Consider the following 14,630-nt stretch of genomic DNA (forward strand, 5'->3'; position numbering starts at 1 on the left):
CGGCCGTTCGGCTCAGACGTAGACGCCGTGCGCGGCGAGGTAGGCGATCGGGTCGATGTCCGAGCCGTACGCCGGTCCGGTGCGGACCTCGAAGTGGAGGTGCGGTCCGGTGGCGTTGCCGGTGGAGCCGGAGAGGCCGATCTGCTGACCGGCGGTCACGGACTGGCCGGCCGAGACGGAGATCGAGGACAGGTGGCCGTACTGCGAGTAGCGGCCGTCGGGGTGCTTGATGACGACCTGGTTGCCGTACGCGCCGCCCCAGCCGGCGGTGACGACGGTGCCGGAGGTGATGGCCTTCACGCTGGTGCCGGTGAAGACGGGGAAGTCGATTCCGGTGTGGCTGCCGCTGGACCAGTTGGATCCGGAGGCCCGGTATCCGGTGGTGTGGTTGCCGGGGACCGGGTGGACGTAGCCGGAGGCGTTGCTCCGGGCTGCCGGGGCGGAGGCGGTCGCGGCCTTGGCCGCGGCGGCCACCGACGGCGCGGAGAGCGCCTTCGACGGCAGGGCGGCGCCCGCGCCGCCGCCGGCGGGCGCGGAGTGGGAGGAGCCCTGGGCGCCGAGCGTCAGCTTCGCTCCGGGGTGGATCAGGCTCGGGTCGTCCCCGATGACCTCGCGGTTGTCCTGGTACAGCTTCTGCCAGCCGCCCTCGACGCCGTGCTCGGCGGCGATCTTGGACAGGTAGTCGCCGGCGACGACGGAGTACGTGATGGCGGCCGGCTTCTCCGCGGCCCGCTGGGCCGGGACGGTGTGCGCGGCGGCGGGGGCCGAGGCCGGGGTGGCGGCGTGGGCGCCGGCCGCTCCGAACAGCGGCAGGGCGATCACGGCGGCGCCGACGCCCGCGGCGGCGACGCCCCGGGCGATGACGCTGGACTTGGTACGACGGTGGTTACCCGAGATGGGCATGGTGCGCTTCCTCTCCGGCGCCTGCGAGGTGAGCTGTCGGGTTCGGGCTGGAGATGCCCGGCCGTGCCTCGCACGGCTTCACCCCGAGCCGACCGGATCTCTTCGGTCGGCGGCCTACCTGGTTCCCCCGCTCCTGCCACGCGTCGACGGGTGCGATATCCGACCGGCGGCAGGATTAGGCGTTCCGACCGGATTGACGGTGACCGTAGGCGAGCCGGGACGACGAGAACAAGCCGCCGATTCCGGAGAAGGAATCGGCGGCGGGAATTCATCGAGGAATTACGGTCACACTGCGTGGCTCAGGATCTTGAATTTCCCTTATCCCGTCGGGAATGACGGACCGCCCCACCGGCACGCACGGTCACGGATATGATCCCGCTCACGAGCGCGAATCCAGCCCACGAAACAATGCACACACAGGCCAACAAATCACCTCAATATGGACATTTGACAGGTGTCGCGTGCCGGGACCTGCGCAAACTCCGCCCGGCCGGCCCTCATAAACGTCGGCGAATCCTGGGGGCCCCGGCCGGTCCGGGCCCGTGAAGCCGCGACCGAGATCCTTTTGAAGTCCGTCGATCACATGCGCGGGCGAACAGCACCCCCTTCGCCTCCCGCAAACACCTCGCATCTCATGACGGGTCGAACCGGAGCCGGATGAGAGACGGCGGCGGAATCCGGTCACCACCCGGCCCGCGAATTCCGCACTCTCGGAATGCGCACGATAAAGATCGATTTCTTCACCGCCCCTTTCCGTCGGGGAAACGGTCCGGATCCGGCTCCCGGCACGCCCCGGAACCACGGCCGGCCGGACGGGGCGTCAGGAGCGGGCCCGGGCGTTCCGTCCGGCCGGGCGGCACGGGCCTGGCGCGGGTATCGACAGGGCGACGATGAACTGGTTGCCTGATGAACCGATGAGAAACCCATGTCGTATCGTCGCGGGAGTGGCCTTGTCGGCGACTCGTGCCGACGGCCGGACCCTCCAGGAGTCACTGTGACGCAGCAGCTGCCGCAGATCCCGTCGACGGAGCCCGAACTGGCGGGCGTCCGCAACTTCCGCGACGTGGGCGGCCTGCCCACCATGGACGGTCGGCGGGTGCGGCACGGAAGGCTCTTCCGCAGCGGTCATCTCGCGCACGCCACCGCCGAGGACGCCGCCTTCCTCAGCGGTCTGGGGCTGCACACGGTCTTCGACTTCCGCAACTCCGCCGACCGCCGGCTCGACGGGCTCGACGTGGAGCTGCCCGGCGTGCGGAACATCAGCGTCCCGCTCTCCGACCCGGCCGACGGGGCCGAGTTCTGGCGGATGGTGCGCGACGGCGACATCGGTCAGCTGCGCGCGCTGCTCGCGGACGGCAAGGGGGCGAAGCGGATGATCGCGTCGTACCGCGAGATCGTGCTGACCCGCACCGCCGAGCACAGCCGGGTTCTGCACGCCCTGGCCGAGGACAGCGTTCCGGCGCTGATGCACTGCGCGGCGGGCAAGGACCGGGCCGGTCTGACGATCGCGGTGTCGCTGCTCGCGGTCGGGGTCGAGCGCGACGCCATCGAGGCCGACTACCTCAAGTCCAACGAGGCGCACCGCCGTTACCGGATCCGCCGCAGCGACACCTCGGCGGACGGCATGTCGGCCGAGGTGCTGGAACTGCTCAGTCCGCTCTTCGGCGCCCAGCCCGAATATCTCGCCGCGGCCTTCGCCGCCATCGAGGAGACCTGGGGCGACACGGAGCGGTATCTGACCGAGGGCCTGGAGCTGTCCCCCGGCACCCGTGAGCGGCTGCGCGACCGGCTCGTCGAAACGGCCTGACCGCGGCCCCGCCCGGAAGCGGTGGTCAGCCCTTGCCGGCCACCGCGAAGAGCAGATAGAGGAACGCCGCGAAGACGTGTCCGGCGATGAGATAGGCGATCAGCCGGATCACCACGCCGCGCGGGAAGTTCCGCTCCTGGGCCTCGTACTTCTTGGTCGACCCGAGCGGGTCGAAGTTCTCGGAATCGGACATGACAGTCCTCTCTGGCAACCGGCCGGGCCGGTCTCAGTGATGGTGGACGCCGCCGCCGAGGCACAGCTCGGCGGCGGGGCTCTGAAGCAGGGTGTGGACGAAGAGGAGTTCGGCGCCGTCGTGGTCGACGGCGGTGATCCGGTGTGGGGTGAGCGAGTCGAAGTGCGCGCTGTCGCCGGGGGCGAGGTCGTGCACGGTGTCCCCGAGCGTCACCCGCAGGTGCCCGGCGAGCACGTACAGCCACTCCTCGCCGGGGTGCACACGCACCAGGTCGCCCTGCGCACCGTGCGGGACCCGGACGCGGAGCGCCTGCATCGCCCGGCCGGAGCCGCCGGCCCGCTGGTACTGCCAGCCGTCGGCCTCGGCGCCCTCGAACTTCCCGCCGCGGATGATCGCGTCCCGTTCGGGGGGTGTCTCGCCGAGAAGCTCGGAGACCGTCGTACCGTAGATTCTGGCAAGACCGAGCAGCATCGGCAGCGACGGCTGCCGACGGCCCGTTTCGAGCCGGGAGAGATGGGCGGGCGACAGCCCGGCCCGCTGGGCCGCGGCCTCCAGGGTGAGACCGCGGGCACGGCGCAGGTCGCGCAGGCGTGGCGCGACCTCGGGCAGCTCGTCGGCCACCGCTCCGTCCGGAGTGTTCATGTACCCATTGGGCCAAAAACTTTCCTCTGGGGCAAATTTCTTACCTCTGAGGCAAAGAGCCCGCCGCACGCCCCCCACCTCGGGGCCGCACCGGGCCTGCGCCGGGCCGGCCACGTCGGCGGACGGCGGGCGGGCAGTCCCGGAGCGGCACGGGCGGCGCGGTCAGCGCTGGGCGACGGCCTGCTTCACCAGGGTCCTGCCGAAGTCCCACATCAGCCCGCCGCTGTGCGCCTCGTCCATCACCGCGGTGAACGCCGTGACGAACCGGTCGACCTCCGGCTCCCCGATCACCAGCGGCGGAATCAGCTTGATCACCTCGAGGTGGTCGCCCGAGACCTGGGTGAGGATGCGGTGCTTGCGGAGCAGCGGCACCACCACCATCTGCGCGAAGAGGCCCTTGCGGGCCGCCTGGAGCATCGTCCAGCGGCCGCGCAGCTTCAGCGAGGACGGGCGGCCGAACTCGATCCCGATCATCAGCCCGCGCCCGCGCACCTCGTGCAGCAGCTCGTAACGGTCGATCAGCGCGGCCAGCCGGCCGCGCAGCAGATCGCCGGTGCGGCGCGCGTTCGCGACGATCTCCTCGTCCTCCATCACCGCGAGGACGGCGAGTCCGGCGGCCATCGCCTGGGCGTTGGACCCGAAGCTCGCGGAGTGCACCAGGACCCGGTCCATCGAGGAGTAGACCTTCTTGAAGATCCAGTCCTTGCCGAGGGTCGCCCCGACCGGCACATAGCCGCCGGAGAGGGCCTTGGCGACGCAGACCAGGTCGGGTTCGACGCCCTCCTCGTGCTGGTACGCGTAGAAGTCGCCGGTCCGGCCGAGCCCGGTCTGCACCTCGTCCGCGATCAGCAGCGCCCGGTGCCGGTGCAGCAGTTCCTGCGCGGCCCGCAGATAGCCGGGCGGGGCCGCGTGCACGCCCTTGCCCTGGATCGGCTCGACGACCAGCGCCGCCACGTCGCCGCGCCGCAGCTCGCGGGCGAGCGCGTCGAGATCCCCGAGGGGGACGGCGGTGTCCGGGAGCAGCGGGGCGAAGCCGTCCCGGAAGCCGCTCTCGCCGTTGACCGACAGCGAGCCGGTGGTCAGCCCGTGGAAGGCGTGGGCGCAGTAGAGGATCCTGGGCCTGCCGGTGGCGTACCGGGCGAACTTCAGGGCGGTCTCCACGGCCTCGGTGCCGCTGTTGCCGAAGAAGACCCGGTCCAGGTGCGGGCTGTGCGCCAGCAGCTTCTCGGCGAGCAGTCCGGGCAGCGGCTGGCAGTCGAAGCGGGTGAGGTCGGCGAGCGAGGCGTCGAGGACGTCGTGGAGCGCCTTGCGGACGACGGGGTGGTGGCGGCCGAGGCCCATCACGCCGAATCCGGCGAGCATGTCGAGGTAGTCGGCGCCGTCCGCGTCCCAGAAGTACGCGCCCTCGGCGCGCTCGTAGACCTGGTCGAAGCCGATGGTGCGCAGCATCCGGGGCAGTTGGTGGTTGAGGTGCCTGGTGTGCAGTTCGTAGCGTTCGGCGCCGCGCTCCGCGAGGAGTCGCGCGAGGTCGAAGCCCTTGGGTTCGTCGTCCTTCATTCCGTGCCCTCCTCCGTGCGTGCGGCCGCTCCCCCGGTGATGGCCAGGGCGTCGCCGATCCGTCCGGCGATCTCGACCGGTGTGAGCCCGATGTCCGCCAGCACCTCGGCGCGTCTGCCGTGGGCGAGGAACCGCTCGGGGATGCCGAACGTCCGCAGCGGTACGTCCGTCCCGGCGTCCCGCAGCGCCTGCCCGACGGCCCAGCCCACTCCGCCGGTGCGGCTGTTGTCCTCGACGACGGCGACCAGCCGGTGCCGGGCGGCGAGCGGGGCCAGCCGGGCGTCGACGGGTTTCACCCAGCGCGGGTCGACGACGGTGCAGCGGACGCCGCGCTCGGCCAGCAGGCCGGCGGCGCCCAGGCACACCGGGGCCAGCGCCCCGACGGCGACCAGCAGGACCTGGGGGTCGTCCGCCCGGTGCAGGACGTCCATGCCGCCGATCCGGCCGACGGCCGGGACGGGCTCCCCCGCCGACTCCTTGGGGAAGCGGATCACGGTGGGGGCGTCGTCGACGTCGACGGCCTCGCGGAGCTGGGCGCGCAGCTCGACGGCGTCGCGCGGGGCGGCGATGCGCAGTCCGGGGACGACCTGGAGCACGGACATGTCCCACATCCCGTTGTGGGACGGCCCGTCGGGGCCGGTGACCCCGGCGCGGTCGAGGACGAACGTCACCCCGCAGCGGTGCAGCGCCACGTCCATCAGCACCTGGTCGAGGGCCCGGTTGAGGAAGGTGGCGTACACGGCGACGACCGGGTGGAGTCCGCCGGTGGCGAGGCCCGCCGCACAGACCGCCGCGTGCTGTTCGGCGATTCCCACGTCCCACACCCGGTCGGGGAACGCCTCGGCGAACTTCGTCAGTCCGGTGGGGTGCAGCATCGCCGCGGTGACGGCCACGACGTCCGGCCGCCGGGCGCCGATCGCGGCCAGTTCGTCCCCGAACACCGAGGTCCAGGACGGGGCTTCGACGGGGACGAGCGGTGCGCAGGTCAGCGGGTCCATGGCGCCGACGGTGTGGAAGTGGTCCGCGTCGTCCCGCAGCGCGGGCGGGTAGCCGCGGCCCTTCTCGGTGATGCAGTGCACCAGCACCGGTCCGTGGAAGCGCTTTGCCCGGTGCAGGGCGGACTCCACCGCCGCGATGTCGTGGCCGTCGACCGGCCCGACGTACTTCAGGCCGAGGTCCTCGAACATGCCCTGCGGGGCGAACGCGTCCTTGAACCCCTTCTTCGCGCCGTGCAGCGACTCGTACAGCGGCTGCCCGACGACCGGGGTCTGCCGGAGCACCTCCTTGCCCCAGGCGAGGAAGCGTTCGTAGCCGTCGGTGGTGCGCAGGGTGGCGAGGTGGTCCGCGAGGCCGCCGATCGTCGGGGCGTAGGACCGTTCGTTGTCGTTGACCACGATGATCAGCGGCCGGTCCCGCGCGGCCGCGATGTTGTTCAGCGCCTCCCAGGCCATGCCGCCGGTGAGCGCGCCGTCCCCGATGACCGCGACGACGTGGTCGTCCTTGCCGAGGATCTCGTCGGCCTTGGCCAGGCCGTCGGCCCAGCCGAGCACGGTGGAGGCGTGCGAGTTCTCGATGACGTCGTACTCGGATTCCGCGCGGGAGGGGTAGCCGGACAGGCCGCCCTTGCCCCGGAGTTTGGAGAAGTCCTGCCGGCCGGTGAGCAGTTTGTGCACATAACTCTGGTGGCCGGTGTCCCACAGGATGCGGTCCGCGGGCGAGTCGAAGACCCGGTGCAGGGCGACGGTGAGTTCCACCACGCCCAGGTTCGGCCCCAGGTGGCCGCCGGTCCTCGCCACCGCCTGGATGAGGAACTCCCTTATTTCCTCGGCGAGTTCGTCGAGTCGTTCCCCGCTCAGCGCCTTGAGATCGTGCGGCCCCCGGATGTTCTCCAGAATCGACACGCCCGGCCCCCTCTCTGGTTCCGTTCAGCTCACGGTGACGGCGGGAACGCCCGCGGCGTCCCCGCGTCCGCACCGCCCCGGCGGTACGCACCGCCCCGGCGGGCGGCCGGCCCGGACGCCTCCGTCCGCGTCCGGTGCGCGCGCCGGGGTGGCCGGCCGCACCCGGCGCGCCGCCCGCCCGGCGCGGCCGGTCCGGGGCGCGACGCGCCCGGCGGGCGGTGCGTCGCGGGCGCCCCGGACGGACGCGGTGGACGGGCGGCGGTGCGCGGGCCCGGTGCGGCCGGGTCCCCGGCGGTCAGGGCGTCAGCCGTTCCCGGCGACGGTCTCGCGGGCGGCGCGCAGGGACTCCTTGAGCGAGCCCATGGTGGCGAGGACGGCGGTGGGCTCGTACCCGCAATGGGCCATGCAGTTGGCGCAGCGGGGGTCCTTGCCGCGGCCGTACTTGTCCCAGTCGGTCTTCTCGATGAGCTCGCGGTAGGTGGGCACATATCCGTCGCTCATCAGGTAGCAGGGGCGCTGCCAGCCGAAGAGCGAGTAGTTGGGGATCGCCCACGCGGTGCACGGGAAATCCGCCTTGCCCTCCAGGAAGTCCAGGAAGAGCGGCGAGTGGTTCAGCCGCCAGCGCGACCGGTTGCCGCCGGCGAACGACTTCTTGAAGAGTTCCCGGGTCTGCTCGACCCCGAGGAAGTGCTCCTGGTCGGGCGCCTTCTCATAGGCGTAGGCGGGCGAGATCATCATCTCGTCGACCTTCAGGTCGTCGTTGAGGTAGTTGAGGACCTCGATGACCGTCTGCGGGGTGTCGGTGTTGAAAAAGGTGGAGTTGGTGGTGACCCGGAAGCCGCGCCGCTTGGCCTCCTTGATCGCCGCCACCGCCTCGTCGAAGACGCCCTCCTTGGCCACGGACTCGTCGTGCCGTTCGCGCAGCCCGTCGATGTGCACGGCGAAGGCGAAGAACGGGGAGGGGGTGAACTTGTCGATCTTCTTCCGTAGCAACATGGCATTGGTGCACAGGAACACGTATTTCTTCCGGGCCACCAACTGCCGGACGATTTCATCGATCTGAGGGTGCATCAGCGGCTCACCGCCCGCGATGGAGACCATCGGGGCGCCCGATTCGAGGACGGCGCCCACGGCCTGAGCGACCGGCATGCGCTGCTTGAGCACTCCCGCCGGATGCTGGATCTTCCCGCAGCCCTCACAGGCCAGGTTGCAGGCGAACAGCGGCTCCAGTTCCACGATCAGCGGGAACTTGTCCCGCTTGCGGAGCTTCTGTTCCATGAGATACGTCGCAACCTTGATGGACTGACGGAGCGGCATGGCCATCTGGCTCACCTCCTGGGGAGCAACAAAGATCGGTGCCATTCATAGAAAGCAGGCAGGACGGCACGGAGAACGCGGAAAGCCGATATTCCACCGCGTATCGTGCCGATACGGACGAGCTCGTGCTCCGGAGCGTCCACGACCACCCGTACGGCCGCAACCGCGCGCGGCCCGGCCCGCAACGCGGCGCTGAGGGTGGCGGCGGACTCCATGTCCACCGCGATCGCTCCGGTGGCCCGCAGTTCGGCCCGCTCGTGCCCGCGTACGACATGGGCGGAGCCGGTCAGCGGACCGGTGTGGACAGTGCGCCCCGGGACCGCCCGGGCGAGGGCCTCGGCGAGCAGCCCCGTGCCGGTGCAGGCCGTCGGGTCCCCGGCGCCCCGGGTCTCGTCGGCGACCACCAGGTCGCCGGGGTGCATGCCGGGCGACAGGCCGGCGCAGAACCCGGACGCGAGTACCGCCGCGTCCGGCGCCCGGCCCCGGCCGAGCGCCCCGGTCACGGCGGCGTCGGCGGCCCGGGGCCCCATGCCCGTACGCAGTACGGACACCGGCCCCGGCGCCGCGCCGGCCCTGCCGCGGCCGCTGCGCAGCGCGAGCCGCTCGATGCCGAGCGCGCAGGCGATCAGCAGCGGCGCCGCGGGACCGGCCGGGACCGGGGCATCGCCCATCAGGCCCCCTCGCGGCCGGCCGCGCGGTCGGCGAACGGTTCGCCGTGCACGTACCGCCCGAGTGCGGTGAGCGGGAAGACCTGGCGGTAGAGGTGGTAGTTGATGGAGAAGTCCCAGGGGAAGCCGGTGCCGGTGAAGTACGGCTCGTCCCAGGAGCCGTCGGCCCGTTGGGTCCCGGCCAGCCAGGCGACCCCCCGTCGCACGGCCTCGGTGTCCCGCCGTCCCGCGGCCAGCAGCGCCATCAGCGCCCACCCGGTCTGCGAGGCGGTGGAGGCGCCGTGGCCGATCCACTTCTCCTCGCGGTAGGAGCGCAGGTCCTCGCCCCAGCCGCCGTCGTCGTTCTGCACGGACTCCAGCCAGGCGACCGCGCGGCGGATCGCCGGATGGGCGACGGGCAGTCCGGCCGCGACCAGCGCGGGCACCACCGACCCCGTGCCGTAGACGTAGTTGACGCCCCAGCGGCCGAACCAGCCGCCGTTCACGTCCTGTTCGGCGAGCAGCCACTCGATGCCGCGCCGGGTGACCGGGTCGTCGGCGCGGCCCTCGACGGCGAGCATCTCCACCACGTGTCCGGTGACGTCCGCGGACGGCGGGTCGATGACCTCGCCGAAGTCGCAGAAGGGCAGCCGGTTGGGGAACGGGCTGGTGTTGTCCGCGTCGAACGCGCCCCAGGCCCCGTCGCGGGACTGCATGCCGACGTTCCAGCGCACTCCGCGCCGGATCGCGTCCTCGAGCTGCGACGGGTCGGGGTGGCGGACCCGGCGCAGCGCGAGGATCACCTCGGCGGTGTCGTCGATGTCCGGGTAGTTGTCGTTGTGGAACTCGAACGCCCAGCCGCCAGGCGGGAGTTGGGGGCGGCGTACGGTCCAGTCCCCGGGCCGGACGACCTGTTCGGCGAGCATCCAGTCCGCGGCCTTCACCAGTGCCGGGTGGTCGGGGGCGACCCCGGCGTCGGCGAGGGCGATGGTGGCGAGGCAGGTGTCCCAGACCGGGGACTGGCACGCCTCGATCATCCGCGCGCCGTCCTCGCGCCACACGGCGAACCGGTCGAGCGAGGCGAGACCGGCCCGCATCACCGGGTGGTCCAGGTCGTAGCCCAGCAGGTGCAGGGCGATGACGGAGTAGACGGCCGGCGGCTGGATGCCGCCCCAGCAGCCGTCGTTCTCCTGGCGCTCGACGATCCAGCGGGCGGCGGCGTTCATGGCGGTCCGGCGCAGCCTGCGCGGCGCGACGCGGTGGTACAGGTGCAGTGCCTTGTCGAGGCGCTGGAAGACGCCGTCCCAGCTCGTGGCGGGGGCCATGCGCCGGGGCGGGTTCGGGCGGCCCGGATCGGCGTGGAGCTCGTCGAGCGGGAAGGGGGCCGGGCGGACCGGGCGCTTCGCCGAGACGATGGTGAGCGGCACGATGGTCTGCCGGGCCCAGCAGCCGAAGTCGTAGATGTTGAGCGGGACCCACTTCGGGAAGAAGATCAGCTCGGGCGGGAGCTCGGGCAGGTCCTCCCAGCTCCACCAGCCGAAGAGGGCGAGCCAGATGCGGGTGAAGACCCGGCTCTCGGCGATGCCGCCCTGTTCCCTGATCCAGCGGGAGGCGCGGGCCATGTGGGGGTCGTCGGGAGCGTCCCCGGCCAGTCGCAGGGCGACGTATGCCTCGATGGTGGCGGAGAGTTCGCCGGGGCCGCCGTGGAAGGTGGCCCAGGTGCCGTCGCCGAGCTGCTCTCCGCGGATGAAGCGGCCGGCCGCCTCGACGACGGTCCGGTCCTGGATGCCGAGGAACTGACGGAGCAGCAGGTCCTCGGCGTCCATGGTGACGTTGGTGGCCAGGTCGCCCTTCCACCAGCCCTGCTCGTCCTGCCTGCCGAGGAGATGCTCCACCGAGCGTTCCGCGGCGCGCCGCGCGGCTTCGAGCACATCGTCCGCGGCGATGGTCGTTTCGGTCGGTTTGCTGGCCGCGGCGGCGCGGGGGTTCAGGGCTCCCGCGCTTCCGTCGGTCGTCGCTGTCATGGCTTCCCCTTCGTGCAGTGGTTCCTCTGCTGTGCTGGGGTCTCCGTCGGCCGGCGCCCGGTACGGACGCCGGCCGGCGACTGCGAGTCATATGGAGCGGATAGTGATCATCTCTTTCGTACGACGACGAAGTCCGCGAGCGCGGTGAGCTGCGCCCGCACGGTGTGCGGCATGTCGACGCGGTGCAGCGCCTCGATGGCGACCGCGTGCTGTCGACGGGCCTCCTGGGCGGTCCATTCGCGGCCGCCCGCCTCCTCGATGAGCGCCGCGCGGGCGGCGAACTCCTCTTCGGAGAAGCTGTCGGAATCGGTGCTGCGGGCGTCGGCGGCGAGCAGTTCGCCGAGCCGCTGCGAGGCCGGTCCGCCCGCGGCGAGGGCGGCGACGACCGGGAGCGACTTCTTGCGCTGGCGCAGGTCGCTCCAGGTCTGCTTGCCGGTGGACTCGGGGTCGCCCCAGATGCCGAGCAGGTCGTCGACGGCCTGGAAGGCGAGGCCGAGGTGGTGGCCGTACGCCTCCAGGGTGTCGGCGGTGCGGTCGTCGGCGCCGCCGAGGACGGCGCCGATGGAGCAGGCGCAGGCGAGCAGGGCGCCGGTCTTGTTGCCCTCCATCTCCAGGCACTCCTCGACGGTGACCCGTTCGCGGTGCTCGTAGGAGATGTCCTGGGCCTGGCCGTCGATGAGCTTGCGGGTGGCGACGGTCAGCCGGCGGGTCGCGCGGCCGGCCTCGGCGGTGCCGAGCTCCAGCAGGATCTCGTTGGCGAGCGCGAACAGCGCGTCGCCGACCAGGATCGCCTGGGCGGGGCCGTGCACCTTCCACACCGTGTCGCGGTGGCGGCGCTGCTCGTCGCCGTCCATCAGGTCGTCGTGCAGCAGCGAGAAGTTGTGCACGAGTTCGACGGCCACGGCGCCGGGGACGCCCGCCTCGGGAGCGGCGCCCGCCGCCTCCGCGGACAGCAGGGCCAGCGCCGGGCGGACGGCCTTGCCGCCGTCGCCGGCGGCGGGCCGTCCCTGGGCGTCGATCCAGCCGAAGTGGTAGGCGGCGACGGTGTCCATGGGCGGTGCGAGCCGGTTCACAGCGGCCCGGAGCACCGGCGTGGAAAGGGCCCGTCCGCGCTCCAGAAGCGCGGTGACGTCCGTGGTGTCGGCCACGGTGTCGAAAGCCGGATTCGCCGGGGTCACTGACTCTCCTCTTGTTCCGGTGATACTGCTCATGCCGCCTCCTGCAGCGGATGTTCATGGGAGCGGCCGAGCGCCCTCAGCGCGACGTCCGCCGCGGTGAATCCGCTGCGGACGGCGCCCTCCATCGTGGCGGGCCAGCCGGTCGCCGTCCACGCTCCGGCCAGGCCGAGGCCGGGGAACCGGGTGCGGGCCCCGGGCCTCAGCCGGCCGACGCCGGGGGCGGGGGCGAAGGTCGCCGTGCGTTCCCGGGTGACGAAGAAGTCCCTGATCCCGGCGGTGCGGGCGGCCGGGAGGAGCCGCTCCAGCTCGGGCAGGTAACGCCTGCGCAGTTCGGCGACGGGGAGGTCGATCTCCTCGTCGGCGGCGGACTGGGAGACCGCGAGGTACTGTCCGGGGCCGGTGAGCCCGGACGCCTCGGTGCGGTCGAAGACCCACTGGACCGGGGAGCCGAGCGCGGCGAAGAACGGGCGGCGCAGCACCTTGCGGTCGTAGACGACGTGCACGTTGAGGATCGGCGAGGTGCCGATGCCGAGCAGCCGGTCGGGGGCGTCGAGTGCCCCGGCGGGCAGCAGGCCGTGGGTCTCGCGCTGCGGTACGGCGAGGACGACGGCGTCCGCGTCGATCCGCCCGCCCCCGGCGGCGACGGTCCACCCGCCTTGCTCCGTACGGGTGAGGGAGGTGGCCTTGGCCCGCAGTTCGGTGCGCACCCCGGCGGCGTCGAGCGCCGCGCGGGCGAGGGTGTCGTGGATCTCGCCCAGGGGCACGCCGGCCCAGCCGATGTCGGCGGCGCCGGGCTCGGAGAGGAGTCCGGTCTTGAAGACCTTCGCGGCCAGGGCCAGCGAGGCGTTCGGGGCGGTGGCGTTGAGCGTGGCGACGCCGACCAGGTCCCACAGGGCCTCGATGGTCCGCCGCGACTGGCCGTGCCGGGTGAGCCAGGCGCCGAAGTCGATGGCGTCGAGGGCGGGGTCGTCCGGGTCCAGGCGGCCCAGCGCGAGTGCGGCGCGGCCGACGCCCGCGCGCTCGGCGAGCGAGAGGTGCGGATAGCCGGCGAGTCCGGCCGCGAGGTGGAGCGGCACCGGCAGCCCGTTGCGCCGCAGCCGTCCCAGCCGGGGCCCCGAGGGCCGGCCGACATCGAGAACGGGCACGTCCAAACGGTTCTGCAGGGGCGCGAGGCTCGTGCCGCCGACGCGGTCGAGGAACCAGCGGTAGGCGGAGCAGCAGCGCAGGTAGACGTGCTGTCCGTTGTCGACCGTCAGATCGCCGCGCCGGAAGGAGAAGGCGAGTCCGCCGAGCCGGGGCCGCCCTTCGAGCAGGGTCACGTCCAGCCCGGCGTCGGCCAGTCGCAGAGCGGCGGTGGTTCCGGCGATTCCGCCGCCGATCACCACCGCACGGGAGGAGCGCAGTGCGTCGTCCGTCATGCGTCCTCCTCCTTTCGCCGGGTCACTTCAGTCTGGGACGCGTCGGCCGAACAGGGGGTTGAGCACTGTCCGGAACGCGGGTCCGTGATGCACATGGTGCGCGAGATAAGCGTGTGCCGCATCAGACACGCCTCCTGACCGTCCGCCGGGAGACGTGCCGGGCGTCGAGACCGGAGAGTCCGCGGACCGCGACGTACGCCTTCTCGTGGCCGGGCAGCGAGACCCGGCCGCGCAGCACCGCCTCGGGGTCGCGCTCGATCCGGTCGAGCAGCCGCCGGTAGATGCCCGCCATGGCCGCGACGCAGGCGCCGCTGCGCCGGTCCAGCATCGGCAGCAGCCGGTAGCCCTCGGCGAACAGGGTGCGGGCCCGCCGCACCTCGAAGTGGACCAGCCCCGAGAAGTCCGCGCCGGACGGCGGGGTGGAGCGGTGGAAGCCGGCCGAGCAGCCGAACTTGGCGAGGTCGTCGGCGGGGAGATAGGTGCGTCCGTTGCCGGCGTCCTCGCGGACGTCCCGCAGGATGTTGGTCAGCTGGAGCGCGAGTCCGAGCGTGTCGGCGTACTCCGCGGCCCGCTCGGCGCCGGGAACGCCCGGCTGCGTGCCGAAGACGCCCAGGCTGAGGCGGCCGATGGCGCCCGCCACGCAACGGCAGTAGACCTTGAGGTCGTCCCAGGTCTCGTAGGTGGCGCCGCGCACATCCATCAGCACGCCGTCGATGAGTTCGTCGAGCCCGCCGAGCGGCAGCGGGAACCTCCGCGCCGCGTCGGCGAGGGCGACGGCCACCGGGTCGGTGTCGTCCTCGTCGATCGCGCCCTCCCGGATCCGGTCCAGGACCTGACGCGTGCTCTCCAGGCGCGTCCGCTTGGTCTCCGGCGTCAGGTCGCCGTCACCGATGTCGTCGACACGGCGGGAGAAGGCGTACAGCGCCGACATGGCCTGGCGCTTCTCGGCCGGCAGCAGTCTGATGCCGTACGCGAAGTTGCGCGCCTGCTGTCCGGTGACCGCCTCGCAGTACCTGTATGCGGCCTGTACCGGTGCCGGCATG

The 14,630-nt window shown here is 72.3% G+C and carries 12 protein-coding genes and 1 riboswitch; of the genes, 1 reads left to right on the forward strand and 11 read right to left on the reverse strand.

The window, feature by feature from the left end:
• Nucleotides 1-12 precede the first annotated feature (12 nt).
• Nucleotides 13-903 carry a M23 family metallopeptidase gene (locus WA762_RS03825; RefSeq protein ID WP_335932868.1) on the reverse strand — a complete coding sequence of 297 codons (891 nt, stop codon included), beginning with the start codon at nt 901-903 and terminating at the stop codon, nt 13-15.
• Between the two features lie 5 nt (nt 904-908).
• Nucleotides 909-1,062, reverse strand: a riboswitch (cyclic di-AMP (ydaO/yuaA leader).
• 835 nt (nt 1,063-1,897) lie between these two features.
• Here WA762_RS03825 and WA762_RS03830 point away from each other — a divergent pair.
• A complete protein-coding gene (locus WA762_RS03830) occupies nt 1,898-2,710 on the forward strand; it encodes a tyrosine-protein phosphatase (protein ID WP_335932869.1) in 813 nt (270 codons plus the stop codon).
• A gap of 25 nt (nt 2,711-2,735) precedes the next feature.
• Here the strand turns inward: WA762_RS03830 and WA762_RS03835 are convergent, their stop codons facing one another.
• The 10 genes from WA762_RS03835 to hpnD all read right to left on the reverse strand — a co-directional run bounded on the left by WA762_RS03835 (nt 2,736) and on the right by hpnD (nt 14,629).
• Nucleotides 2,736-2,903: a DUF6126 family protein gene (locus WA762_RS03835; protein ID WP_335932871.1), complete on the reverse strand. Its 168-nt coding sequence runs from the start codon at nt 2,901-2,903 to the stop codon at nt 2,736-2,738.
• A 33-nt stretch (nt 2,904-2,936) separates the two neighbouring features.
• Nucleotides 2,937-3,545: a helix-turn-helix domain-containing protein gene (locus WA762_RS03840; RefSeq protein WP_335932873.1), complete on the reverse strand. Its 609-nt coding sequence runs from the start codon at nt 3,543-3,545 to the stop codon at nt 2,937-2,939.
• A 162-nt stretch (nt 3,546-3,707) separates the two neighbouring features.
• The gene (locus WA762_RS03845; protein ID WP_335932874.1) at nt 3,708-5,102 is read right to left on the reverse strand and encodes an aspartate aminotransferase family protein; all 1,395 of its coding nucleotides are present in this window, start codon (nt 5,100-5,102) and stop codon (nt 3,708-3,710) included.
• Complete coding sequence (dxs, locus tag WA762_RS03850) at nt 5,099-7,003, reverse strand: 1-deoxy-D-xylulose-5-phosphate synthase (RefSeq protein WP_335932876.1); 1,905 nt, start codon at nt 7,001-7,003, stop codon at nt 5,099-5,101. The genes WA762_RS03845 and dxs overlap by 4 nt, the downstream gene beginning before the upstream one ends.
• Before the next feature lie 303 nt (nt 7,004-7,306).
• Nucleotides 7,307-8,326, reverse strand: a complete 1,020-nt coding sequence (gene hpnH, locus WA762_RS03855; RefSeq protein WP_335932877.1) for an adenosyl-hopene transferase HpnH — start codon at nt 8,324-8,326, stop codon at nt 7,307-7,309.
• A gap of 5 nt (nt 8,327-8,331) precedes the next feature.
• Nucleotides 8,332-8,991 (reverse strand): phosphorylase family protein, encoded by a 660-nt coding sequence (locus WA762_RS03860; protein WP_335932879.1) that lies wholly within the window; start codon nt 8,989-8,991, stop codon nt 8,332-8,334.
• Nucleotides 8,991-10,991, reverse strand: a complete 2,001-nt coding sequence (gene shc, locus WA762_RS03865; RefSeq protein ID WP_335932880.1) for a squalene--hopene cyclase — start codon at nt 10,989-10,991, stop codon at nt 8,991-8,993. The genes WA762_RS03860 and shc overlap by 1 nt, the downstream gene beginning before the upstream one ends.
• A gap of 107 nt (nt 10,992-11,098) precedes the next feature.
• On the reverse strand, nt 11,099-12,202 hold the full coding sequence (locus WA762_RS03870) for a polyprenyl synthetase family protein (RefSeq protein WP_335932881.1): 1,104 nt from the start codon (nt 12,200-12,202) through the stop codon (nt 11,099-11,101).
• The gene (hpnE, locus tag WA762_RS03875; protein WP_335932883.1) at nt 12,199-13,587 is read right to left on the reverse strand and encodes a hydroxysqualene dehydroxylase HpnE; all 1,389 of its coding nucleotides are present in this window, start codon (nt 13,585-13,587) and stop codon (nt 12,199-12,201) included. Before hpnE ends, WA762_RS03870 begins: the two co-directional genes overlap by 4 nt.
• 121 nt (nt 13,588-13,708) lie before the next feature.
• Complete coding sequence (gene hpnD, locus WA762_RS03880) at nt 13,709-14,629, reverse strand: presqualene diphosphate synthase HpnD (RefSeq protein WP_335932885.1); 921 nt, start codon at nt 14,627-14,629, stop codon at nt 13,709-13,711.
• Nucleotide 14,630: the final 1 nt, after the last annotated feature.

It is taken from the genome of Streptomyces tyrfis (assembly GCF_037034285.1).
Taxonomy (GTDB): domain Bacteria; phylum Actinomycetota; class Actinomycetes; order Streptomycetales; family Streptomycetaceae; genus Streptomyces.